The organism is Novosphingobium aquiterrae, from assembly GCF_042434435.1.
Lineage (GTDB): Bacteria > Pseudomonadota > Alphaproteobacteria > Sphingomonadales > Sphingomonadaceae > Novosphingobium > Novosphingobium aquiterrae.
Genome location: NZ_JBHLTL010000006.1, coordinates 473,187 through 494,106, shown reverse-complemented (window position 1 = coordinate 494,106; position 20,920 = coordinate 473,187). Strand labels below are relative to the sequence as shown.

Annotated in this window: 20 protein-coding genes and 1 tRNA gene; 11 read left to right on the top strand and 10 right to left on the bottom strand. The window is 65.2% G+C overall.

Going from position 1 to position 20,920, the window contains the following annotated elements:
* Nucleotides 1–4: 4 nt before the first annotated feature.
* Entirely contained in the window at nucleotides 5–712 is a 708-nt protein-coding gene (locus tag ACFFF7_RS12200) for a VIT1/CCC1 transporter family protein (protein ID WP_379481625.1), read from the bottom strand.
* Between the two features lie 134 nt (nucleotides 713–846).
* Here ACFFF7_RS12200 and lptF point away from each other — a divergent pair, with 134 nt between their 5' ends.
* From lptF to ACFFF7_RS12185, 3 genes are all read left to right on the top strand, one after another.
* Nucleotides 847–2,058, top strand: a complete 1,212-nt coding sequence (gene lptF / locus ACFFF7_RS12195; RefSeq protein ID WP_379481624.1) for an LPS export ABC transporter permease LptF — start codon at nucleotides 847–849, stop codon at nucleotides 2,056–2,058.
* The gene (gene lptG, locus ACFFF7_RS12190; protein WP_379481623.1) at nucleotides 2,058–3,155 is read left to right on the top strand and encodes an LPS export ABC transporter permease LptG; all 1,098 of its coding nucleotides are present in this window, start codon (nucleotides 2,058–2,060) and stop codon (nucleotides 3,153–3,155) included. The genes lptF and lptG overlap by 1 nt, the downstream gene beginning before the upstream one ends.
* A gap of 179 nt (nucleotides 3,156–3,334) precedes the next feature.
* On the top strand, nucleotides 3,335–4,105 hold the full coding sequence (locus ACFFF7_RS12185) for a methyltransferase domain-containing protein (RefSeq protein WP_379481622.1): 771 nt from the start codon (nucleotides 3,335–3,337) through the stop codon (nucleotides 4,103–4,105).
* Between the two features lie 159 nt (nucleotides 4,106–4,264).
* On the opposite strand, the gene ACFFF7_RS12180 is transcribed toward ACFFF7_RS12185, so the two are convergent.
* A complete protein-coding gene (locus tag ACFFF7_RS12180) occupies nucleotides 4,265–5,344 on the bottom strand; it encodes a fatty acid desaturase family protein (protein ID WP_379481621.1) in 1,080 nt (359 codons plus the stop codon).
* Nucleotides 5,345–5,479: 135 nt separating this feature from the next.
* Here ACFFF7_RS12180 and ACFFF7_RS12175 point away from each other — a divergent pair, with 135 nt between their 5' ends.
* Both ACFFF7_RS12175 and ACFFF7_RS12170 read left to right on the top strand, forming a co-directional pair.
* A complete protein-coding gene (locus ACFFF7_RS12175) occupies nucleotides 5,480–6,643 on the top strand; it encodes a GNAT family N-acetyltransferase (protein WP_379481860.1) in 1,164 nt (387 codons plus the stop codon).
* 65 nt (nucleotides 6,644–6,708) lie between these two features.
* Nucleotides 6,709–7,836, top strand: coding sequence for an AI-2E family transporter (locus tag ACFFF7_RS12170; protein WP_379481620.1), 1,128 nt, complete (start codon nucleotides 6,709–6,711; stop codon nucleotides 7,834–7,836).
* Here ACFFF7_RS12170 and ACFFF7_RS12165 read toward each other — a convergent pair.
* A complete protein-coding gene (locus tag ACFFF7_RS12165) occupies nucleotides 7,833–9,086 on the bottom strand; it encodes a dicarboxylate/amino acid:cation symporter (protein ID WP_379481619.1) in 1,254 nt (417 codons plus the stop codon). The genes ACFFF7_RS12170 and ACFFF7_RS12165 overlap by 4 nt on opposite strands.
* Nucleotides 9,087–9,184: 98 nt before the next feature.
* On the opposite strand from ACFFF7_RS12165, the gene glmM reads away from it, so the two are divergent.
* Genes glmM through thiD form a run of 3 tightly spaced genes read left to right on the top strand, consistent with a single transcriptional unit; the run spans nucleotide 9,185 to nucleotide 11,498 of the window.
* Nucleotides 9,185–10,525 (top strand): phosphoglucosamine mutase, encoded by a 1,341-nt coding sequence (gene glmM / locus ACFFF7_RS12160; protein WP_379481618.1) that lies wholly within the window; start codon nucleotides 9,185–9,187, stop codon nucleotides 10,523–10,525.
* A complete protein-coding gene (locus tag ACFFF7_RS12155; protein WP_379481617.1) occupies nucleotides 10,522–10,749 on the top strand; it encodes a DUF1272 domain-containing protein in 228 nt (75 codons plus the stop codon). The genes glmM and ACFFF7_RS12155 overlap by 4 nt, the downstream gene beginning before the upstream one ends.
* Entirely contained in the window at nucleotides 10,749–11,498 is a 750-nt protein-coding gene (gene thiD / locus ACFFF7_RS12150; RefSeq protein ID WP_379481616.1) for a bifunctional hydroxymethylpyrimidine kinase/phosphomethylpyrimidine kinase, read from the top strand. The genes ACFFF7_RS12155 and thiD overlap by 1 nt, the downstream gene beginning before the upstream one ends.
* On the opposite strand, the gene ACFFF7_RS12145 is transcribed toward thiD, so the two are convergent.
* Together ACFFF7_RS12145 and ACFFF7_RS12140 are read right to left on the bottom strand one after the other, a co-directional pair.
* Entirely contained in the window at nucleotides 11,422–12,387 is a 966-nt protein-coding gene (locus tag ACFFF7_RS12145; RefSeq protein ID WP_379481615.1) for an LOG family protein, read from the bottom strand. The genes thiD and ACFFF7_RS12145 overlap by 77 nt on opposite strands.
* Nucleotides 12,388–12,467: 80 nt before the next feature.
* A tRNA-Gln gene (locus ACFFF7_RS12140) sits at nucleotides 12,468–12,541 on the bottom strand.
* Nucleotides 12,542–12,677: 136 nt separating this feature from the next.
* Between ACFFF7_RS12140 and ACFFF7_RS12135 the strand changes: the two genes are divergently transcribed.
* Nucleotides 12,678–13,910 (top strand): Ppx/GppA phosphatase family protein, encoded by a 1,233-nt coding sequence (locus ACFFF7_RS12135; RefSeq protein WP_379481614.1) that lies wholly within the window; start codon nucleotides 12,678–12,680, stop codon nucleotides 13,908–13,910.
* Nucleotides 13,907–14,566: an RlmE family RNA methyltransferase gene (locus ACFFF7_RS12130; RefSeq protein WP_379481613.1), complete on the top strand. Its 660-nt coding sequence runs from the start codon at nucleotides 13,907–13,909 to the stop codon at nucleotides 14,564–14,566. Before ACFFF7_RS12135 ends, ACFFF7_RS12130 begins: the two co-directional genes overlap by 4 nt.
* A 7-nt stretch (nucleotides 14,567–14,573) precedes the next feature.
* Here the strand turns inward: ACFFF7_RS12130 and ACFFF7_RS12125 are convergent, their stop codons facing one another.
* From ACFFF7_RS12125 to ACFFF7_RS12115, 3 genes are all read right to left on the bottom strand, one after another.
* Nucleotides 14,574–15,086, bottom strand: a complete 513-nt coding sequence (locus tag ACFFF7_RS12125; protein ID WP_379481612.1) for an SRPBCC domain-containing protein — start codon at nucleotides 15,084–15,086, stop codon at nucleotides 14,574–14,576.
* Nucleotides 15,073–15,426 carry an ArsR/SmtB family transcription factor gene (locus tag ACFFF7_RS12120; protein ID WP_379481611.1) on the bottom strand — a complete coding sequence of 118 codons (354 nt, stop codon included), beginning with the start codon at nucleotides 15,424–15,426 and terminating at the stop codon, nucleotides 15,073–15,075. The genes ACFFF7_RS12125 and ACFFF7_RS12120 overlap by 14 nt, the downstream gene beginning before the upstream one ends.
* 147 nt (nucleotides 15,427–15,573) lie before the next feature.
* Nucleotides 15,574–16,455 carry a c-type cytochrome gene (locus tag ACFFF7_RS12115; protein ID WP_379481610.1) on the bottom strand — a complete coding sequence of 294 codons (882 nt, stop codon included), beginning with the start codon at nucleotides 16,453–16,455 and terminating at the stop codon, nucleotides 15,574–15,576.
* A gap of 133 nt (nucleotides 16,456–16,588) precedes the next feature.
* On the opposite strand from ACFFF7_RS12115, the gene ACFFF7_RS12110 reads away from it, so the two are divergent.
* Nucleotides 16,589–18,112 carry an acyl-CoA carboxylase subunit beta gene (locus tag ACFFF7_RS12110; protein WP_379481609.1) on the top strand — a complete coding sequence of 508 codons (1,524 nt, stop codon included), beginning with the start codon at nucleotides 16,589–16,591 and terminating at the stop codon, nucleotides 18,110–18,112.
* A gap of 1 nt (nucleotide 18,113) precedes the next feature.
* On the opposite strand, the gene ACFFF7_RS12105 is transcribed toward ACFFF7_RS12110, so the two are convergent.
* On the bottom strand, nucleotides 18,114–19,568 hold the full coding sequence (locus ACFFF7_RS12105) for a glycerol-3-phosphate dehydrogenase (RefSeq protein WP_379481608.1): 1,455 nt from the start codon (nucleotides 19,566–19,568) through the stop codon (nucleotides 18,114–18,116).
* Between the two features lie 13 nt (nucleotides 19,569–19,581).
* Nucleotides 19,582–20,859: a multidrug effflux MFS transporter gene (locus ACFFF7_RS12100; RefSeq protein WP_379481607.1), complete on the bottom strand. Its 1,278-nt coding sequence runs from the start codon at nucleotides 20,857–20,859 to the stop codon at nucleotides 19,582–19,584.
* Between the last annotated feature and the right edge of the window lie 61 nt (nucleotides 20,860–20,920).

The following is a 20,920-nucleotide window of genomic DNA, read 5'->3' as shown; positions in this document are numbered from 1 at the left end:
GGTCCTAAGCCACCGACGTCCCGAACAGGCTGCCGATCGCATAGGTCGCGGCCATCGCCAGCGCGCCCCAGAACGCGACGCGGACGACGCCTTTCGCCACCGGCGCGCCGCCGGCTGCCGCGCCGACGCCGCCGAGCAGCATCAGGAAGGCCAGCGCGGCCAGCGACACAGTGAACGGAATGCGCGCCAAGGGCAGCATTATCGCGGCGATCAAAGGCAGCGCCGCGCCGACGGAAAAGGTCGCAGCCGAAGTCAGCGCCGCCTGGATCGGACGGGCGCGGTGCATGTCGGCCAGGCCCAGCTCGTCGCGGGCATGGGCGCCCAGCGCGTCGTGCGCGGTCAACTCCTGGGCCACCTGCCGGGCCAGATCGTCGGACAGGCCGCGCGCGCGGTAAGTGGCGGTCAGCTCTTCCAGCTCGAATTCGGGCATCTCGGCCAGTTCGCGGCGTTCCTTGGCCAAGTCCGCTGCTTCGGTATCGGCCTGGCTGGAGACCGAGACATATTCCCCCGCCGCCATCGACATCGCCCCGGCGACCAGACCTGCCACGCCGGCGACGACCACTTCCTGCTTGGAACTGGCCGCCGCTGCCACCCCGACCAGCAGGCTGGCGGTTGAAACGATTCCGTCGTTCGCCCCAAGGACAGCCGCGCGCAGCCAGCCAATCCGCTCCACCGCGTGGGTTTCCGCCGGCTTTGCTTTCCCGTTGGCCATCGCCTTGCTCCTCCTGTCGACAACGCCACCCTAGTTGCCCGCACGCCGGCGCGCCAGCGGCCAATTCGCGCTTTCGCCCGTGGCACGGCGCGGTTATGGAAGCTTTCACCCGACCGGAACATGACTGCGCCCCCTTGAAATTTCTTCCCGCCATCGATCGCTACATCCTGCGCCTGACGCTGGTCCCGATGGGCGCGGTCTTCCTGATCGCGGCCTCGCTGCTGATCCTCGACAAGATGCTCAAGCTGTTCGATTTCGTCGCCAGCGAAGGCGGGCCGATCGGCGTGGTGTTCCGGATGCTGGCCAACCTGCTGCCCGAATATGCCAGCCTGGCGATCCCGCTGGGGCTGATGCTTGGCATCCTCTTCGCCTTCCGCAAGCTGGCGACGACCAGCGAGCTCGACGTGATGCGCGCCGTCGGGCTCAGCTATACCCGGTTGCTGCGCATGCCCTATGCCATCACCCTGGTGCTCGCCGCGCTCAACCTGGTGATCGTCGGATATCTCCAGCCGCTGTCGCGGTACTGGTACGAACAGCTCGAGTTCGAACTGCGCTCGGGCGCGCTGGGCGCCTCGATCAAGGTGGGTGAGTTCACCACGCTGCAGGACAAGATGGCGCTGCGGATCGAGCAGAGCCGCGAGGACGGGCGCCGCCTGATCGGGATCTTCGCCCGGGTCAACAGCCCGCGCGGCGAAGTGCTGACGATCAGCGCGCGCGAAGGGCGGTTTCTGGCGCTCAAGGAAAACCCCGACACGATCATCCTGCGCCTGACCGACGGGCAGATCATCCAGGACGATCCCAAGCAGACCGCCCGGGTGCTGAGCTTCACCCGCCACGACTTGCCGATCGACCTGCCAGCGCTGGAAAAGTTCCGCCAGCGCGGCGGCAAGGAGCGCGAATATATCCTGCCCGAATTGATGAAGATCGGCTGGAGCAAGGACGCGACAAAGCAGATGAAGGACGAAACCCGTGCCAGCCTGTCGTACCGGCTGGTCGAAGTGGTGATGATGATGATGCTGCCCCTGCTGGCGGTGGCCCTGGCGATCCCGCCCAAGCGCTCGACCTCGTCGCTCGGGCTGTTCGTCTCGATCGTGATGGTCGTCGCTTATCACAAGATCAACGAATACGGACAGGCGGTAGCGGCGCTGGGGCGGCTTTCGCCCGCGGTGATCCTGTGGGGGCCGTTCGTGCTGTTCGCCGCGCTGATCGTTTGGATGTACTGGCGCGTCGCCTATGTCCCCGGCGGCCAGGCGATCGGCGCGCTCGAGAAGTTCACCGGCAATCTGGGCAAGCGCCTGATGAAACTGGTCCGCCGGCGTAGCGGCACCGCGGCGGAGACTGCCTGATGTTTGCCGCGCTGTTCCCCTCGCCGACGCTGACCTGGTATCTTGCCCGGCTGTTCGTCGGGCGCATCCTGGGCGTGCTGGTGCTGCTGGTGCTGGTCCTGCAGGCCTTGCAGCTCTTGTCCGAAAGTGGCGATATTCTGGCGGTTCCGGGCAACGGTCAGGCCGAGATCCTGCGCTATGTCCAGCTCAACGTGCCGGCGCTGATCGCGCGCTTCCTGCCCTATTCCGTGCTGCTGGCGACGCTGTTCACCTTCTGGCCGCTCAACCAGAATAGCGAGGTGATCGCGATGCGCGCCGGCGGGCTTTCAGCGCACCAGGTGCTGGCCCCGCTGCTACTCACCGCGGCGGCGATTTCGGCGATCAGCTTTGCCTTCAACGAAACCGTGGTGGCGAAATCGACCGGCACGCTCAAGCTGTGGACCGAGCTGCGCTATTACCCGATCCCCAAGGAAACCGGCACGCGCTCCAACGTCTACCTGCGCGACGGCAACGATATCATAGCTGCGCGCACCGTCAGCGGCAGCGGCGAGCGCACAGTGATGCGCGACGTAACCTACTATCGCCGCGATGCCGGGGGCATGGTCATTCAGCAGCTGCGCAGCCCGCAGGCGACCTATGCCGCGCCGGGCTGGAAGCTGCAGGCGCCGACTGGGTTCACGGTGGCCGCCACAGCCACGCAGAAGCTGGGAGATACGGTGATCTCGCCCAACCTCACCCCGGCGCAGGTGGCGATCACCAAGACCGATGCCGATGGCGAGAACATCGTTACCCTGGGCCGCAAGATCGATGCCTTGCGCGCCGCGGGACGCCGCACCGACGAGCTTGACGGTAAATGGTGGCACAAGATTTCCGGGCCGCTGTCGGCACTGCTGATGCCGCTGCTCGGCTCGGTCGCGGCCTTCGGCCTCGCCCGCTCGGGCCAGCTGCTGATCCGCGCCGTGGTCGGCATGGCGCTGGGTTTTGCCTATTTCGTGGTCGACAACGCCGCCCTCGCCATGGGCAACTTCGGCAGCTACCCCCCGCTGATCGCCGCCTGGGCGCCGTTCTTGCTGTTCGCCCTGGTCGGCGAAACGGTGCTGGTCCGGACGGAGGAGTAGGCGTTCCAGCCTAGCGAGAATGGATGTTTCTGCTGCGCGGACCGACGATCCAACATTCGCCAAGGATTTTCTGTTGAGTCCCGGTTTGATGTTGCATCAGTGACATCGACGTGGATTATGTTCGTTAGATTCAGTCGAGAAAAGACGTATTTCTGATCGAGATTTGGAAGGGGCACGAATTGTCGATTTTTTACACGAAAAGGTTTTATTTGCGCGATTACCTGCGCACCTCTCGGTCAGCACAGGTGGTCATTCCGATCCTGATCGATGCATATAAGAATGGCTTGCAGAGTGTCATCGACATAGGTTGTGGCCGGGGGGTTTGGCTAGACGAGTTCAAAAAGCTCGGCGTCGTCAAGGTGAAAGGCAGGGATGGGCCTTGGGTGCAAGGCGCTAACCCCCTAATCAACGACGTTGAATTTGAGGCTACTGACCTTTCCACTCCATACACCGAGCCGAAGAAGTTCGATCTGGCAATGACGCTGGAAGTTGCTGAGCATATCGACGAAGAAAATGCAGATACCTTCGTGGACAGCCTCGCCAAATTGTCAGACACGATCATGTTTTCTGCAGCGATTGAAGGGCAGGGTGGACAGCATCACGTCAACGAACACCCTCTGGCCTATTGGATCAAGAAGTTCGCAAAGCATGGTTTCAGGCCCTTCGACCCGATCCGTCCTCGGGTATGGGAGGACGATGAGGTTTGCTGGTGGTATCGCCAAAACATCGTAATTTTTTGCCGTGAAGGCTCAGTGATGGAAGCTCGCTGGCAAGAACTGCATTTGTCAGCCCCGCACACTTTCGACTTAGCGCATCCGGTCGGATTCCAACAGAAGGCCGATCTGGCAAACTGGTTTTCGCCTGAGGAATACATTGGGCTCTGGTTTGCCCGAACTAAGTGCAAGCTTTTGGGCAAGCCTAAAGGCGGAACCCCGTCGCTGCAGCCCTGAATGTCTGGCATTCAAGATCCAAAAGTCGGGGTACTCAAACGGCAGGAGCATAAAGCATCGACAACGATGCCTGCCTCCCCAGACATTCGCACCATGCAGGCCGCGCTCAGGAATCAGTAGCAGCTGCCATTCACCCCGGTCAGAACGTGTCCACCCCGCTTAACGCGCCCCCATCGTGCTCTTCGCCAGCCGCGACAGCAGCGGGAACAGGCCGGGGTAGTTGGCCTTGTCGTAAGTCGATCCGGCCCCCAGCGCGGCGCGCAGGCGGCGGTGGGCTTCGGGCAGGGAATGGTAAGGCATCGACGGCAGCAGGTGGTGCAGCGCGTGATAGCGCAGGCCGACCGGGGCCCAGATCTCGGCCCACAGGCCGGGCGGCGGGACATTGACCGAATCGAGGTACTGCGCGGTGACGGTCATCGCCTCACCCTCGTTCTCCCACAGGTGCGCCACCAGCGTACGGACCTGATTGAACAGCGCGGTCAGCGAGACGATGCCCAGCGCGATCAGCAGCGGGCGCCAGCCCAGCCATTGCGTGCTGGCGAGCAGGCACCACGCCCAGACGCTGGCACCCAGTTCCTGCCAGAACACCATCCGCGCAAAATCGCCCTCGGGCGGACGGCGGCGGAAATCAGGGTTGATCGACAGCGCGCTGGCGCGTTCCCACACCAGCTTGCGGAGCGGCGGAATGGCGACGCCCAGCGGCACCAGAACGGCAGAACGGATCAGCAGGCCGACCGGCAGCAACAGCGCGACCAGGGCAAAGACCGGCAGGCTCCATGGCTTCATCAGCGCGAGCGGCAGGTATTCGGGATCCTCGCCCGTGCCATAGCGGGTGCGGGCATGGTGCAGCTTGTGAACGCCTTCATACATCAGCGAGGGCGTGAGCATCGGAATGCCGACCAGCAGGTTCCAGGCAAAGCGAAAACCCGGCAGCGCGGTACGGTGGATATGGGTCAGCTCGTGGATGAACAGCAGCGCGCGGTACAGCGCGATAACCGCAACCGCGGCGCTGGCCGCAGCGGCCCACGGGCTGACCAGCAGCACCGCCCCGGCGATCCCGGCATAGCCCAGCGCAGCCGACAGCAGCATGTCCGGCCAATAGATCGACGCCTTGGCCGCGGAAATGTCGCGGGTCTGCTCGACCGCGGCGCGCAGCATCGCCATATCGTCGGGAATGGCCGCGATCCGCTGGGCGGTGGTGGCTGCGCCCTTGGCGGCTATCGGTTGATGTACGCTCATTCTACACTCTATCCACTTTGACCGGTTAGCCGACGAATTGCGACCCGTTCACATTTTCGCCGAAATGGGGCTGCAAGGCATGCTTGACAAGCCGTCCGGCCCAATCGCAGTGCGCCCTTGCACCTGAACAAAGGCATGATCGTGGCAAAAGCAGATTTGATTATATCCCCGGTAGAAACCAAGGCCGATCGCGCTGCCTTCGTCGACCTGGCCTATCGCCTCAATGCCACCGATCCGGCCTGGGTTCCGCCGCTGCGGATGGAGGCGCTGGAGCTGGTCACCCCGGGCAAGAACCCGTTCTTCGACCATGCCGATGTCGAGCTGTTCCTGGCGCGGCGCGGCGACAGCGTGGTCGGGCGCATTTCCGCCCATATCGACCATCTCGCCATTGCCCAGCCGGCCGAACAGGGCATGGGCCCGGGCACCGGCAACTGGGGCCTGCTCGAGGCCGAGGATGAGGACATTGCCCGCGCGCTGATCGCCCGGGCCGAAGACTGGCTGCGCGGCAAGGGGATGAACCGCGTCCTGGCCCCGCTCTCGATGTCGATCTGGGAAGAGCCGGGCCAGCTGACCAAGGGCTTCGATCATGCCCCGACGGTGATGATGGGCCATCAGCCGCAGCGTTATCAGCGCTATATCGAAGCGCTGGCCTATACCCCGGCCAAAGTGCTCAAGACCTATGAGCTCGACATCGTCAAACCCTTCCCGCCGCTGATCGAGCGGATTGTCCAGTCGGGTGAGAAGAACGCCAAGATCCGCATCCGCGGCGTCGACAAGAGCAAGTTCGACCAGGAAGCAGCATTGATCCTGCACATCCTCAACGATGCCTGGTCGGACAACTGGGGCTTCGTCCCCTTCACCGACCGCGAGATCGCCTATGCCGGCAAGAAGTTCAAACCGATTGTCCGCGAGGATCTGATCATGATTGCTGAATACGAAGGTGCGCCGGTGGCCTTCATGATGACCTTGCCCGATCTCAACGAAGTCCTTAAGCCGATGGGCGGAAAGCTGTTTCCGTTCGGTTGGGTCAAGCTGCTGGCGTGGTTGCGAAAGCCCAGGGTGCGGACCATGCGCGTGCCGCTGATGGGGGTAATCAAGCAGTACCAGTCCAGCCGCCTGGCCAGCCAGCTGGCCTTCATGATGATCGAATTTATCCGCCGCAACGCCGTCAGCCGCTATGGCGCAACGCGGGGCGAGATCGGCTGGATCCTGGACGACAACCAGGGGATGAATGCCATCGCCGAAGCAATCGACAGCCACGTCAACAAGGAATACACAATCTACCAGAAAGCCTTGTAGGGGAGCTTTCCGGTCCAAGCTTCGTTAGCGCCTCGGGTCAACGACAGAACCGGAACTATATTGCCATGGATGACCGCCAGCACAGCGCCGAAGACCTGCATCCCGACCGCGGCGCGCAGCAGGTCCGCATGTTGTCGGCGATCGTGCTGCTGCTGAGTATCGGCGTGCTGCTGGCGCTGCCCTTCGTGTTGTCGATCGGTGCGGTGGTGTTCATGCCGCTGACTGCGGCGCTGATCCTGTCGATCCTGATTTCGCCGCTGGCCGACCAGTTGGCCAAGCTGGGCATGCCCAATTCGCTGGCCTCGTTCCTTGCCCTGACTCTCGCCTTGATGATTTTCGGCGTGCTGCTGTCGGCAATCATGCAACCATTGATCGATACCTTCAGCCAGCTGCCATCGATGACCCAGAAGGTGGCGCAGCGGATATCGCAATTGCGCGGCAACCTGGGCTGGCTCAACGACATCAACACCTCGCTCGACCGGCTGGCCGGGCACAACAAGGCGCGCGAAGTGGTGCTGGCCGGGCCCAATGTGGTCGAACAGTTCGTCTTTGCCACCCCCGCAGTGGTGATCGAACTGATCGTCACCGTGCTGATGAGCTTCTTCATGATCGAATCTCGGGTGCGGATGCGCGAGCGGTTGCTGCAGGACCGGGTCCACGGGTTTGCCGGGCTCAAGGCGGCGCGGGTGCTCCGCGAGGTGCAGGACCTGGTCGCGTCGTACATGGCCACTGTCGGGCTGATCAATCTGGGGGTCGGGGCGATCGTGACGCTTGGTGCTTCGCTGCTGGGGATGGAGGCCCCGCTGATGTGGGGCGGGCTGGCGGCGATGCTCAACTTCCTGCCCTATGTCGGGCCGCTGGGCATGGCCGTGCTGCTTGGCCTGTTCGGGCTTGGCACCGCGCAGAACGTGTTCGAAGGGCTGCTGCCCCCGGCGCTCTACCTGGGGCTGCACGCGGTCGAAGCCAATCTGGTTACACCCGCCGTGCTGGGACGCCGCTTTACCCTCAACCCGGTGCTGATCCTGGCCGCGATTAGCTTTTTCTACTGGATCTGGGGCGTGGTCGGGGCGCTGCTGGCCATGCCGATGCTGCTGGTGCTGACCGCGCTGTTCCACCACGTCGGGCGGCCCAACCTGATCGGCTTCGTCTTTGGCGAGCCGCTGTTCCCCGAAAGTGAACCCGAGGCCGCCTAGTCGGCCTGATGCTTGCGATCGACGGCAGCAGTCACCGCAACGTCAGCGGTCACATTGCCCAGCGTGCGCATGATGTCGGGCAGCACCTCGACCGCGACCAGCAGCGCCAGCGGGCCGACCGGGACGCCCATCGCCAGCGCGATCGGCCCGACCGAGACGACGAAACTGAGCGTGCCGGGCAGCGACACCGAGCTGAGCGAGACCAGGAACGCCACCAGCACCCCGGCACCGAGGGCAAGAGGGGAAAGCGGTGTGCCGGTCAGGTAAGCGACATAGATCGCCACAGCCATGTTCATCGCCGGGCTCGTTGCGCGGAAGATCGCCACGGCCAGCGGCAGCACGAAATCGGCAGTCGATTCGCGCACGCCCAGTCGGCGCGTTGCGGCTAGCATTGCCGGGAGGCTGGCCAGCGATGACTGGGTCGAAATCGCCACGGCATGGACCGGCAGCATCGCCCGGACAAACCCGGCGACCGGCTGACCACCAAGAGTGATTGCCACGACATATGCCCCCACCAGCACAACGGTGCCTGCGGCAACCACGATAAGGATATAGTGCGCCAAGGCCGCGATGGCGTCGGATCCGCTGGCCGCCGCCAGGGTAATCGCCAGGCCGAAGACCCCGACCGGCGCGAGCATCAGCACCCAACCGACCACCACCATCATCGCCGATGCCAGACCTTCGAACAGCAGCCCAAGCTGGCGTCGCGGTTCCGCGGAGATCCGCGTTGCCGCCACCGCAAAGACCGAGACGAACAACACCACCGGCAACATCGCCCCGCTCGACGCGGCAGCGAAGATGTTGTCAGGCATCATCGCCAGCAGGATTTCGGAAAAGCCCGGCACCGTGCCCGCCTCCGCCGCGCCGCCGCTGAGCGCGGCCGCGGCACGGGCGGGAATCGGAAAGGCCGACAGCAAAGCCGGAACCACCAGCGCCGACATGGTCCCGGCCGCAAGCAGCACCACGCAGAACAGCGTCACCGCGCGCCTTGCCAGGCGCCCGCCGCCGGCCGCGGCCAGAGTCTGTGAAATGCCGGTATAGACCAGGCCGATCACCAGCGGGACGATCGTCAGCTGCAAGGCACGCAGCCACAGCTCGCCGGCCGGCTTCGCAAAGCGCAGCAGCGTATCTAGCGTGGGCGTGCCCGCGAGCAGGACGCCGACAGCGAAGCCCAGCACCAGTCCGGCAAAGGTAAGGCCTGCCGGAACCCGGATTTCCGGAAACTTGGCGGCTTCGGCGTATTCACTCATCAATCTTGGCTCCCCGGCGCAAAGCGTTATCGTGGCGTGACTTTAACAACGCTGCGCGACATAGCAATTTTTCACAGATCGGCGCATTGGGCAGGGGCATGGGACGCAATTATTTCGGAACCGACGGGATTCGCGGACTGACCAACGCCGGGGTGATGACCGCGGCGACGGCAATGAAGGTTGGCCAGGCGGCAGGCACCCGCTTTCTGCGCGGCAGCCACCGCCACCGCGTGGTGATCGGCAAGGACACCCGCCTGTCGGGCTACATGATCGAGAATGCGCTGGTCGCGGGCTTTACCAGCGTCGGGATGGACGTGGTGCTGACCGGGCCGCTGCCAACCCCGGCCATCGCCATGCTGACCCGCGAGCTGCGCGCCGATGTGGGCGTGATGATCTCTGCCAGCCACAACCCTTACGAGGATAATGGCATCAAACTGTTCGGCCCCGATGGATTCAAGCTGTCGGACGCGGACGAACTGGCGATCGAGGCGATGCTCGATCAGGATCTGGCGCTGGCCCCGGCGGCACAGATCGGGCGGGCCCGCCGCATCGAAGACGCCCGCGGCCGCTATATCCACGCGGTCAAAAGCGCCCTGCCCGACGATGTCCGGCTCGACGGGCTCAAGATCGTGGTCGATTGTGCCAATGGCGCCGCCTATCAGGTCGCCCCTTCGGCGATGTGGGAGCTCGGGGCCGAGGTAATCACGATCGGCGTGCAGCCCAATGGCACCAACATCAACGACAAGTGCGGCTCCACCCATCTCGATCTGATCAAGGAAACCGTCGTTGCCAGCGGCGCCGACATCGGCATCGCGCTGGACGGCGACGCCGACCGGCTGATCGTGGTCGACGAACAGGGCCAGACCGTTGATGGCGATCAGATCATGGCGCTGATCGGCACCCAGCTTGCCGCCCGCAGCGAATTGCGCGGCGGCGGCTTGGTGGCGACGGTGATGTCGAACCTGGGGCTGGAGCGCTATCTGGCCGGTCAGGGCTTGACTCTGGAGCGCGCAAAGGTGGGCGACCGTTACGTTCTTGAGAAAATGAAGGCCGGCGGCTTCAATGTCGGCGGTGAACAGTCCGGCCACATGATCCTGCTCGATCACGGCACCACCGGCGACGGCACGGTTGCTGCGTTGCAGGTGCTGGCGGCTCTGGTCCAGTCGGGCAAGAAGGCCAGCGAACTGCTGCACCTGTTTGACCCGGTGCCGCAACTGCTCAAGAACGTGCGCTTTGCCGGGGGCAAGCCGCTCGACGACCCGCAGGTAAAGGCAGTCATCGCCGATGCCGAGGCGCAATTGCAGGGCAAGGGCCGCCTGGTGATCCGCCCCTCCGGCACCGAACCGGTGATCCGCGTCATGGCCGAGGGAGACGATGCGCGTGAAGTCGAAGCGGTGGTCGATGCAATCTGCGCGGCAGTAAAGGAGGCAGCGGTATGAGCCTGGAAATGCGCCCCGATTGCGAACGCTGCGGTGCGGACCTGGCGGCCGATCTGCCCGGCGCCTTCATCTGCAGTTTCGAGTGCACCTTCTGCACTGATTGCGCCGATGCGCTGGATGAGCGCTGCCCTAATTGCGGCGGCGAACTGCTCGACCGGCCGACCCGGGCCAAGCACCTCCACGCCAAGCATCCGCCCAGCACGGTGCGGAAGTTCAAGGGCTGATGCCCCCGCCGCGCATCCTCTCCATCGCCGGGTCCGACAGTTCGGGCGGCGCCGGGATCCAGGCCGACATCAAGACCATCACCATGCTGGGCGGCTATGCCATGACCGCGATCACCGCCATCACGGCGCAGAACACGCTGGGCGTGACGGCGGTTGAAGTGCTATCACCGGATCTGGTCGGCGCGCAGATTGATGCCTGTCTGTCCGACATCGGGGTCGATGCGGTCAAGATCGGGATGCTCGGTTCACCCGCCATCGCCGCCGTGGTGGCTGACCGGCTCGAGAAGCTGGGTGCGCCAGTGGTGTTTGATCCGGTGATGATTGCGACCAGCGGCGCGGCGCTGGCCGATACGGAAACGATCGCCGGGTTCGAGCGATTGATGCGCCTTGCCACCGTCACGACGCCCAATGTCGCCGAACTGGCTGCGCTGGGCGGGCACGAGGGCATGGCGGCGCACGGCGTGGCCTATTTGGCAAAGGGCGGCGACGCAGAGGGCGAGCGGGTCGAGGACATGCTGTGCCTGCCCGGCCAGCCGCCCCACGTCATGGCTGGCACCCGCATCCATACGCGCCACACCCACGGCACCGGATGCACCCTGTCGAGCGCCATTGCCATTTACCTTGGCAAGGGTTTGCCTCTGGCCGAAGCAGTCGACCGCGCCCGGCTGTTCGTCAGGTCTGCTTTGCGGGCCGCGCCGGGCTTCGGCGGGGGGAGCGGCCCTTTGGGTCACGCGGCGGCACGCGGCTGACCTTGGCGTCAAGCTCGTAGAAGTCGCAGATGATCTTCCAGCCTTCCTCGGCGGTTTCGACCCAGTGGAACAGGTCGAGATCGGCGGGGTTGATCACACCTTCTTCGGCCAAGGCCTCGAAGTTAAGCACCCGGGTCCAGAATTCGCGCCCAAACAGCAGGATCGGGATCGGCTTCATCTTGCCAGTCTGCACCAACGTCAGCAGCTCCATGAATTCGTCGAGCGTGCCGAACCCGCCGGGGAACACCGCCACCGCCTTGGCGCGCAGCAGGAAGTGCATCTTGCGCAATGCAAAATAGTGGAACTGGAATGCCAGGTGCGGCGTCACATAGTGATTGGGTGCCTGCTCGTGCGGCAGGACGATGTTGAGCCCGATCGTTTCCGCCCCGGCCTCGACCGCACCGCGGTTGGCGGCTTCCATGATCGATGGTCCCCCGCCCGAACAGACGACGAACTGGCGCATACCCTGCTCGACGATCTTCTTGCTCGACGCGATGTGGGCAAGCTGGCGCGCTTCCTCATAATACTTCGAATTGGCCACCAGCCGCTGGGTCACCGCCTTGCGCTCGGGCGTGGTCGCCGCCTTCAGCGCTTCATCCGCCATCTCCGGTGAGGGAATCCGCGCCGATCCATAGCAGACCAGGGTCGAGCCGATCCCGGCCTCTTCCAGCAGCATCTCGCACTTGAGCAGCTCAAGCTGGAAGCGGACCGGGCGCAGTTCCTCGCGCAGCAGGAAATCGGTGTCGCGGAAGGCCAGCCGATAGGCCGGGTCGCGGGTCTGTGGGGTAGAGTGTGAGTACGATTCGACGAAGCTGGCTTCCTGCTCCGCCTTGTAAAAGCGGCCGCGCTGCAAGCGTTTGCCGTTGGTGTCCGAGGTGTCTTTTGCCATTTCGCCCTGATCGCCGGATTGCCGGCGCGTGTCAAAGCGCGATTGGCGCGTCACGCATTGCCGGCTGTGCGATGGAGGGATGGATGCCCGACAAGGACTCGAACCTTGATTGACGGAGTCAGAGTCCGCTCTCTTACCATTAGAGGATCGGGCAATCAGGCGAGTGCCTCTAAGACCGAGGGCGCAGTAGGTCAACCCCGTGCGAATGGCCACTTTGATACCCAAGCCTTGCCCCCTGCGACTGCCGTCGCTACCATCAGGCGCAGGTACCCGTCACACCTGACGGGATAATGATAAAGAGTGCAGAGATCATGGCGGAGAACCATCCGCCGGCCATGCGCGAGGAGAACGACAACCGGCCTGACGAAGATTCCGACGGACGCAAGCCTGCAACCGGCGATTCGCCAGCCGACAGTTCCCCTCCCCGCCCGGGCGGCCACAATACCGATCCAGTACCGCGTCCTGGCGCGCAGTGGGGGGTATTGCCTTTTCACCGCCAGGCCTTTGCCGCGATCGATCTTGGCACTAACAATTGCCGTCTGCTGATTGCCCGGCCGCAAGGTGAACACTTCGTGGTCATCGACGCTTTCAGCCGCGTGGTGCGGCTGGGCGAAGGTCTGGCCCAGTCAGGCCGGCTGAGCGAAGCGGCAATGGACCGCGCGCTGGGCGCACTGACGGTCTGCGCCGACAAGCTGCGCCGCCGCAATGTCTATCTCGCCCGCTCGGTCGCGACCGAGGCCTGCCGCCGCGCCACCAATGGCGAGGAATTCATCGAGCGTGTCCGCCGCGAGACTGGCATCGCGCTCGACATCATCAGCGCCAAGGAAGAGGCGCGGCTGGCCGTGCTCGGCTGCCATCTGCTGCTTGAGCAGGGCGAAGGTCCCGCGATGATCTTCGACATCGGCGGCGGATCGACCGAGATGGTTCTGGTCGAATCGGTTCGCGGTGAAATCCCGCGGATCCACGACTGGCAAAGCGTGCCGTGGGGCGTCGTTTCGCTGACCGAAACCTGCGGTGACGAACCCGACGACGATGACGGCCGTGCCGCGCGCTACGCCAGAATGCGCGAGCTGGTGCGCGATAGCCTGGCCCCGTTCACCGTGCGGGTGTGGGACCGTTTGCAGGTCGAGCAGGAAAAGCAGACACCGCTGCGCCTGCTTGGCACCAGCGGTACGGTAACCACCCTGGCCAGCGTCCACCTGGATTTGCCGCAATATGATCGCCGCGCGGTCGACGGGTTGATCGTCCCGGCCGAATCGATGCGCGGCATCGCGGCGCGGCTTTCGGAGATGAGCCCGGCCGTGCGCCGGACCCAGCCTTGCATCGGGCGCGAACGATCGGATCTGGTCGTAGCGGGCTGTGCGATCCTTGAGACAATCCTCGATATCTGGCCGGCCGACCGGCTGGGCGTGGCCGACCGCGGCATTCGCGAAGGCATTTTGCGTAGCCTGATGGCCGCAGGCGGGGCTGCGGAAAAAAGCCGCGCGGCGCTGCGCGAAGCCCGGCGAAACGCGCGGGCATGAGCCGTTCCGGGAAAGACCCCGTTACCCGGGTCAAGACTGCGAAGAAGCGCACGCAAAGCTCGACCAAGTGGCTGCAGCGCCAGCTCAACGATCCCTACGTCAAGGCGGCCAAGGCCCAGGGCTGGCGCAGCCGGGCTGCATTCAAGCTGATCGAACTTGATGACAAATTTGCCCTGGTCAAACAGGCCCGGCGGGTAGTCGACCTGGGCATCGCACCCGGCGGGTGGAGCCAGGTCGTGCGCCAACGCAGCCCGCAGGCCGCGGTGGTCGGGATCGACCTGCTGCCGACCGACCCGATCGAAGGGGTGTCGATCTTCCAGATGGACTTCATGGCCGACGAGGCGCCCGCTGCCTTGCTGGAAGCCCTTGATGGCCCGCCCGATCTGGTGGTCTCAGACATGGCCGCCAATACTGTCGGCCACAAGCAGACCGACCATCTGCGCACAATGGGCCTGGTGGAAACCGCAGCCGACTTTGCGATCCAGCACCTTGCCCCCGGCGGTGCCTTCGTCGCCAAGGTTCTGGCCGGCGGGACCGATGCCGAGCTGCTTGCGCTGCTGAAAAGGCACTTCACCAGCGTCAAGCATGCCAAGCCACCGGCCAGCCGCAAGGACAGTTCGGAATGGTACGTGATCGCCCAGGGCTTCAAAGGCTGAAGCGCGCTTATCCCTTCGCGGGCGCGGTGACGAATTCTTCCAGCTGATCCAGCGTTTCCTGCATCCCGTCGGCAGCCCCGCCCGAAGCGATTTCTTCGTCGAGCGCTTCCTTCGAGGGGTAGCATTCGTGAATTTGGACCTTGGTCAGGCCGTCCTCTTCGGTGAATGTCACCGTGGTTACCGACCCTTGCGGGTTCTCCTCGTTGGTCCAGGCGATGTGTGAATTCGGCACCACGTCCTGGTAGGTGCCAAAGAAGGCCATCGGCGTGTCCGACTGCGGGTGACCGAATTCCAGGCGGTAGGTCCCGCCGGTGCGCACGTCCATTTCGCAGCTGAGCAGGGTTATCCCCGCCGAACGCGGCACCCACCACTGGCGGAACAGCTCTGGCCGCGACCACGCCTCGTAAACGATCGCCAGCGGCGCGGCGAAGCGGCGGGTGATGTAGACATCCCGGTCGGTGCGCCGTTCTACGCTGGTCTTGGCGGGCACCGCAGCGCCCGGGGTTTCACCCATGCTCATTGGTCTTCTCCTTCTGTAAGTCGGCTATCACGCTATCGAGCGCGGCGAAGCGGGCGTCCCAGGTCTGGCGCAGCTGGTCGATCCAGGCCGCTTCCTGTTCAAGCCGCCGCGCGCCCAGCCCGCAGGTGCGCACCCGGCCCACCTTGCGCGTGGCGACGAACCCGGCGCGTTCGAGGACGCTGACATGCTTCTTCATGCCCGTCAGTGTCATTCCGAATGTTGCGGCAAGGTCCGAGATCGAGTGATCGCCGCTGCCAAGCCGTTCCAGCACCCCGCGCCGGGTCGGATCGGCCAGCGCGGCGAATGATGAATCGAGCGTGGGCGGATATTGCTGAACCATATGGTTCACTATCTGGTCGCGAAATCCCGTGGATGCAAGAGTTGTTTGCTTTGCCAGACTGTGAAGTGGCAGGTCTCGCGTCGCGGCCATACGAAAGGGGCGGAGCCTTGCGGCCCCGCCCCTTTGGTTTCGCCATGAAAGCCAGTGCTACTTGACGGTCTTCAGATAGGCGATGACGTTGGCGCGTTCCTGGGCATCGGCGATGCCGGCAAAGGTCATCTTGGTGCCCGGGGCAAAGCTCTTGGGGTTGGTCAGCCAGGCATCGAGGCTGGCGTCGTCCCAATTGCCGCCCTTGCCCTTGAGTGCGTCGGAGAAGGCAAAGCCGCCGCGGCCCTGGCCGATCGGTTCGCCATGGACGCCGGCCAGGTTCGGACCGATGCCATTGGCGCCGCCCGGCGTGATGGTGTGGCAGGCCTTGCACTTGGCAAAGCTCTTTTCGCCGGCGGCGGCATCGCCAACAACAGCGGCAGCGGCAGGCGCGGCGCCTTCTTCACCAGCAGCCGGAGCCGCCGGAGCGGCGGGCAGCGGCAGGTTCGAGCCGAGCGTGTTGAGCCAGGCCATCAGATTGGCGCGCTCAGCCGCGTCGGGGATCCCGGCGAAGCTCATCTTGGTGCCTGGAGCAAAGGCCTTCGGGCTCGTCAGCCATTCGTTGAGGCTGGTGAAGTCCCACTTGCCGCCCTTGGCCTTGAGCGCGTCGGAAAAGGCAAAGCCGCCGCGGCCTGCGGCCACCGCTTCGCCCAGCACGCCGTAAAGGTTCGGCCCGATGCCGTTGGCCCCGCCCTGGTTGAAGGTGTGGCAGGCGGCACACTTCTTCGAAGCGGCTTCGCCCTTGGCCGGGTCGGCACTGGCCAGCAGCGTTTCGATCGGCACAGCAGCCTTGCCGCCGCCGCCTTCTGCGGCTTCTTCCTTGGGTGCGTGATGCTTGTCGGCCTGGAAATAGCCGCTCGACACGGCCGAAAGGCCCAGCGCGATAATGCCAGAGAACAGCACCCAGCCGGCGGTGGTATTGAAACGGTCAGACTCAGCCATGGAAAAGCCCCATTGGGAAAACCCTGCAATTGCGCGTCGCTCTAGTGGCGGCTTTTGCCGAGTGCAAGGGGCATTGCGGCCCGCGCCGCAGCGGCCTAGCGACTATCTTGAGGATTTCCTGTTGGGAGCGCGCATGACCTGGAAAAGCGAAGTCGAGGAACTGCGCCGCCGCCGCAAGCTGGCCGAGGCGATGGGCGGGCCGGAAAAGGTCGGGCGGCAGCATGGCCGGGGCAAGCTGGACGCCCGCGCGCGGATCAAGGGACTGGTCGATCCGGGCAGCTTCCGCGAGATTGGCAAGATCGCCGGCAAGGGCAGCTATGACGAAAACGGCGACCTGCTCCATCTGGCCCCGTCGAACCTGATTTTCGGCCGCGCCGACATCGAAGGCCGCCCGGTGGTGGCCAGCGCTGACGACTTCACCGTGCGCGGCGGCGCTGCCGATGCCGCGATCAAGCGCAAGTTCGAACAGTGCGAGGCGATGGCGCACACGCTGAAAATCCCGCTGATCCGGATGATCGACGGCACCGGCGGCGGCGGATCGGTCAAGACGCTGGAGACGATGGGGGCGACCTATGTACCCGCGGTTCCCGGCTGGGGTGACGTAGTCAAGAACCTGGAGACTGTGCCGGTCGTGGCGCTGGCGCTGGGGCCGACCGCCGGCCTTGGCGCGGCGCGCGTGGTGGCGAGCCATTACTCGCTGATGGTCAAGGGGCTGTCCCAGCTGTTCGCAGCCGGACCTGCCGTGGTCGAGGCGATCGGCGAGGCGAGTGACAAGGAAAGTCTGGGCGGCAGCGACATCCACACCCGCAACGGCGTGGTCGACGAGGAAGTCGGCAGCGAGAACGAGGCCTTCGCCCGCGCCCGCCGGTTCCTGTCCTATCTGCCCAGCCATGTCGGCCAGGCCGCGCCGCGCACCCACTGCGCCGATCCGGTCGACCGCCGCGAACAGGCGCTGGTCGGCCTGGTTCCGCGCGAAGCCAAGCAGGTCTATTCGATGCGCCGCCTGCTCGAAATGGTCTTCGACAAGGACAGTGTGTTCGAAATGGGCAAGCTGTGGGGCCGCGCCGCGATCACCGCCTTTGCCCGGCTTGACGGCTGGCCGGTGGCGGTGCTGGCCAGCGACCCCAGCTTCCTCGGCGGATCATGGGAAGCGCGGACCAGCGAAAAGGTTGAACGCTTCATCAAGCTGGCCGACCAGTTCCGCCTGCCGGTGGTCCACCTGGTCGACAACCCCGGTTTCATGATCGGGCGCGAGGCGGAGATGGCCGGGACGATCCGCTACGGCGTCCAGGCGATGAACGCGGTCTACCGCGCCACCGTGCCGCTGTGCTGCGTGGTGATCCGCCGCGCCTATGGCATCGCCGGATCGGCGATGAGCAATGCCGAGACCTTTCAGTACCGCTTCGCCTGGCCTAGCGGCGACTGGGGCAGCCTGCCGATCGAGGGCGGGATCGAAGTGGCCTACAAGGCCGAGATCGAGGCGGCGGACGACCCCGCCGCGCATCTTGCCGCGATCCGCGAGCGGCTCAACAAGGTGCGCAGTCCGTTCCGCACCGCCGAGATCTTCGGGATCGAGGACATCATCGATCCGCGCGAAACCCGGCCGCTGCTGTGCGAATTCGCCGACCTGGCCTGGCGGAGCCTGGGGCAGGGTTGAGCTAGTTGCCGAGGTACTCCGCCAGCGCCGCCCGCTGCTGCGCGTCTAGCCGCAAGCCCAGCTTGGTCCGGCGCCACAGCACGTCCTCGGCGGTCCTGGCCCATTCCTCGGCCACGAGATAGTCGACCTCGGCCTGGCACAGACCGCCGCCGAAATCGCGCCCACGGTCCTGGTCCAGCCAGCGGCGCGCGCGGGTCCCATAGGCGCGGGCAACGCGGTCGATCGTGGCCGCGTCGAGATCGGTGTGCTCCGCCGCCAGCGCGGCCTTGAGCGCCTCGAGACCGTCGACCGCGAAGTCTCCCCCAGGCAGCGGCTGGGTCGTGGACCAAGGCCCGCTTTCCAGCGCTGCCAGGCGCGGTGAAAGCAGGTCCACGGCTTCCTCGGCCAGATGGCGATAAGTAGTGATCTTGCCGCCATAAACGCTGAGCAGCGGCGCGCCTTCGCCCGCCTCGGACAGGTCGAGCCGGTAGCCGCGGGTTGCCGCTTCGGGCCGGCCCGAGCCATCGTCGATCAACGGCCGCACCCCCGAATAGGTCCAGACGACATCGGCCGGGGTGACCGCGCGGTCGAAATAGGTGCTGGCCCCTTCGCACAGATAGGCGATCTCTTCCGCCGAGGCCGCAATCGGCTCGCCCTCGCGCTGGTCGACATCGGTGGTGCCGATCAGGGTGAACTCGCGCTCGTAGGGAATAGCGAAGAAGATCCGTCCGTCGGGCAGCTGAAAGAAATAGGCGAAGGGATGATCGAACAGCCGCGGCACCACGATGTGGCTGCCGCGCACCAGCCGCATCCCGGTGTCAGGCGTGTCCCCGACCAGCCCTTCGACCTTGAGTACCGCCGGCCCCGCCGCATTGACCAAAGCGCGGGCACGAAACGTCCCGGCCGGGGTTTCGATCACCCACAAGCCGCCCTCGCGCCGCGCCGCCTGCAGCGGCGTGCGGGTCAGCACCGTACCACCGCGATCGGCGACGTCACGGGCGTTGAGCACCACCAGCCGGGCATCGTCGACCCAGCCGTCGGAATATTCGAAGGCGGTGTGAAAGCCCGGCTTGAGCGGCCTTCCCGCCGGATGCGCGGCCAGATCGACCGTGCGCGTCGCCGGCAGCAGCTTGCGGCCGCCGATGTGATCGTAGAGGAACAGCCCCAGGCGCAGCAGCCAGCGCGGGCGCAGGCCCTTCACATGCGGCAGGACGAAGCGCAGCGGATGAATGATGTGCGGCGCAATGCGCCACAGCGCCTCGCGCTCGGTCAGCGATTCCCGCACCAGCGCGAACTCGTAGTGCTCAAGATAGCGCAGCCCGCCGTGGATCAGCTTGGTCGATGCCGAAGAGGTCCCACTGGCCAGATCCCCGGCTTCAAGCAGCAGCACGCGGGCGCCGCGCCCGGCGGCATCGCGGGCAATCCCTGCGCCGTTCACGCCCCCGCCGATTACCGCAATGTCGAAGCTGTCAGTCACGGGGGGTCAGCTCCTAATGCGCCGGGTCGGGCACGGGCCGCGGTTGTCCCGGCGGGGTCAGGCGGCGGAACAGCCGCCCCTTCTCGCTGTAAAGTACAAGCGCCAGCGCCGCCAGACCGCACAGGAACAGGGCCCATGACAAGGGCCGCGCACTGCCGTCATAGGCCTGACCGACCAGGGCCCCCAGCGCCGATCCGCAGACCATGCGGAGGAACGCCTGGAGCGAGGCCGCTGCTCCGGCGATGCGCGCGAACGGCTGCAGCGCGATCGAGCCGAAGTTGGCCCCGGTAAAACCGATCATCGCGCAATTGAGCGTCATCAGCGGGATGAACTGCCACAGGGTCTCATTGGGCTGGTGCGCGAACCACACCTGCAGCGCGCCGACCGCGATGAAGGCGAGCAGGGCGGCATGCGACACGCGCCGCGCGCCGAAGCGTTCGACGATGCGCGAATTGGCCAGGTTGGCAACGGCAATGCCCCCGGCCATCACGGCGAACAGCAAGGGAAAGCGATCCCCGGCGCCAAGGTGCTCGGCAATCAGCTGCTGCGCCGAATTGATATAGCCGAACAGTGCCCCGATCAGCAGGGCGCCGCCCATGACATAGCCGAAGGACGCGCGATTGGTCGCCGCTTCCCACATGTTGGCTGCAATCGCCCGGGCCTCGATCGGCTGACGGTATTCCTCGTGCAGCGTTTCAGGCAGGCGCCAATAGACCCAGGTGGCAACCACTGCGCCCATCAGCGCCATGGCGCCGAAGATCCAGCGCCAGCTGGCGAACAGCAGCACCGCCTGGCCAAAACTGGGGGCGAGCATGGGTACGATCATGAAGACGACCGAAATGGTCGACATCATCCGCGCCATCGCATCGCCGTGGTAGCGATCGCGGATAATCGCGCCGGGCAGGACCGACAACCCGGCGGTGCACAGTGCCTGCAGCGCGCGCAGGACCAGCAGCATGGTGAAATCCCGGACCAGCGCGCAGGCCACCGACAGCACGACAAATCCCGCAAAGCAGACGAACAGCACCGGGCGGCGGCCATAGCGGTCGGCCAGGGCCCCGGGCACCAGCGATCCGACCCCGGCGAAGAACAGGAACAGGCCGACCACCAGCTGGCGGCGATTGGGATCGGTGACGTCGAGATCGCGGGCGATCAGGCCCAGCGCCGGCAGCATCGAATCGATGCACATCGCCTGCAGCGCCATGGTCATCGCCATCAGCGCGATGAACTCGCGCGGGCCGGCACCGAAACCGGCGGCAGAGGGATGACCTTTGGGCATGGCATCGCTCATGGCCACATCGCGGCGCGCGCGCTACCCTTTTCCGCCAGCTTTTTCGTATGCATTTCGCCGT

Coding starts and splice junctions, on each gene's coding strand:
- ACFFF7_RS12200 (WP_379481625.1), bottom strand. CDS start 712: ATGGCCAACGGGAAAGCAAAGCCGGCGGAAACCCACGCGGTGGAGCGG.
- ACFFF7_RS12165 (WP_379481619.1), bottom strand. CDS start 9,086: ATGAGTGAATACGCCGAAGCCGCCAAGTTTCCGGAAATCCGGGTTCCG.
- ACFFF7_RS12110 (WP_379481609.1), top strand. CDS start 16,589: ATGACCTGGAAAAGCGAAGTCGAGGAACTGCGCCGCCGCCGCAAGCTG.
- ACFFF7_RS12155 (WP_379481617.1), top strand. CDS start 10,522: ATGAGCCTGGAAATGCGCCCCGATTGCGAACGCTGCGGTGCGGACCTG.
- ACFFF7_RS12130 (WP_379481613.1), top strand. CDS start 13,907: ATGAGCCGTTCCGGGAAAGACCCCGTTACCCGGGTCAAGACTGCGAAG.
- ACFFF7_RS12115 (WP_379481610.1), bottom strand. CDS start 16,455: ATGGCTGAGTCTGACCGTTTCAATACCACCGCCGGCTGGGTGCTGTTC.
- ACFFF7_RS12180 (WP_379481621.1), bottom strand. CDS start 5,344: ATGAGCGTACATCAACCGATAGCCGCCAAGGGCGCAGCCACCACCGCC.
- ACFFF7_RS12125 (WP_379481612.1), bottom strand. CDS start 15,086: ATGAGCATGGGTGAAACCCCGGGCGCTGCGGTGCCCGCCAAGACCAGC.
- thiD (WP_379481616.1), top strand. CDS start 10,749: ATGCCCCCGCCGCGCATCCTCTCCATCGCCGGGTCCGACAGTTCGGGC.
- glmM (WP_379481618.1), top strand. CDS start 9,185: ATGGGACGCAATTATTTCGGAACCGACGGGATTCGCGGACTGACCAAC.
- ACFFF7_RS12120 (WP_379481611.1), bottom strand. CDS start 15,426: ATGGTTCAGCAATATCCGCCCACGCTCGATTCATCATTCGCCGCGCTG.
- lptG (WP_379481623.1), top strand. CDS start 2,058: ATGTTTGCCGCGCTGTTCCCCTCGCCGACGCTGACCTGGTATCTTGCC.
- ACFFF7_RS12100 (WP_379481607.1), bottom strand. CDS start 20,859: ATGAGCGATGCCATGCCCAAAGGTCATCCCTCTGCCGCCGGTTTCGGT.
- ACFFF7_RS12135 (WP_379481614.1), top strand. CDS start 12,678: ATGATAAAGAGTGCAGAGATCATGGCGGAGAACCATCCGCCGGCCATG.
- ACFFF7_RS12145 (WP_379481615.1), bottom strand. CDS start 12,387: ATGGCAAAAGACACCTCGGACACCAACGGCAAACGCTTGCAGCGCGGC.
- ACFFF7_RS12170 (WP_379481620.1), top strand. CDS start 6,709: ATGGATGACCGCCAGCACAGCGCCGAAGACCTGCATCCCGACCGCGGC.
- ACFFF7_RS12175 (WP_379481860.1), top strand. CDS start 5,480: ATGATCGTGGCAAAAGCAGATTTGATTATATCCCCGGTAGAAACCAAG.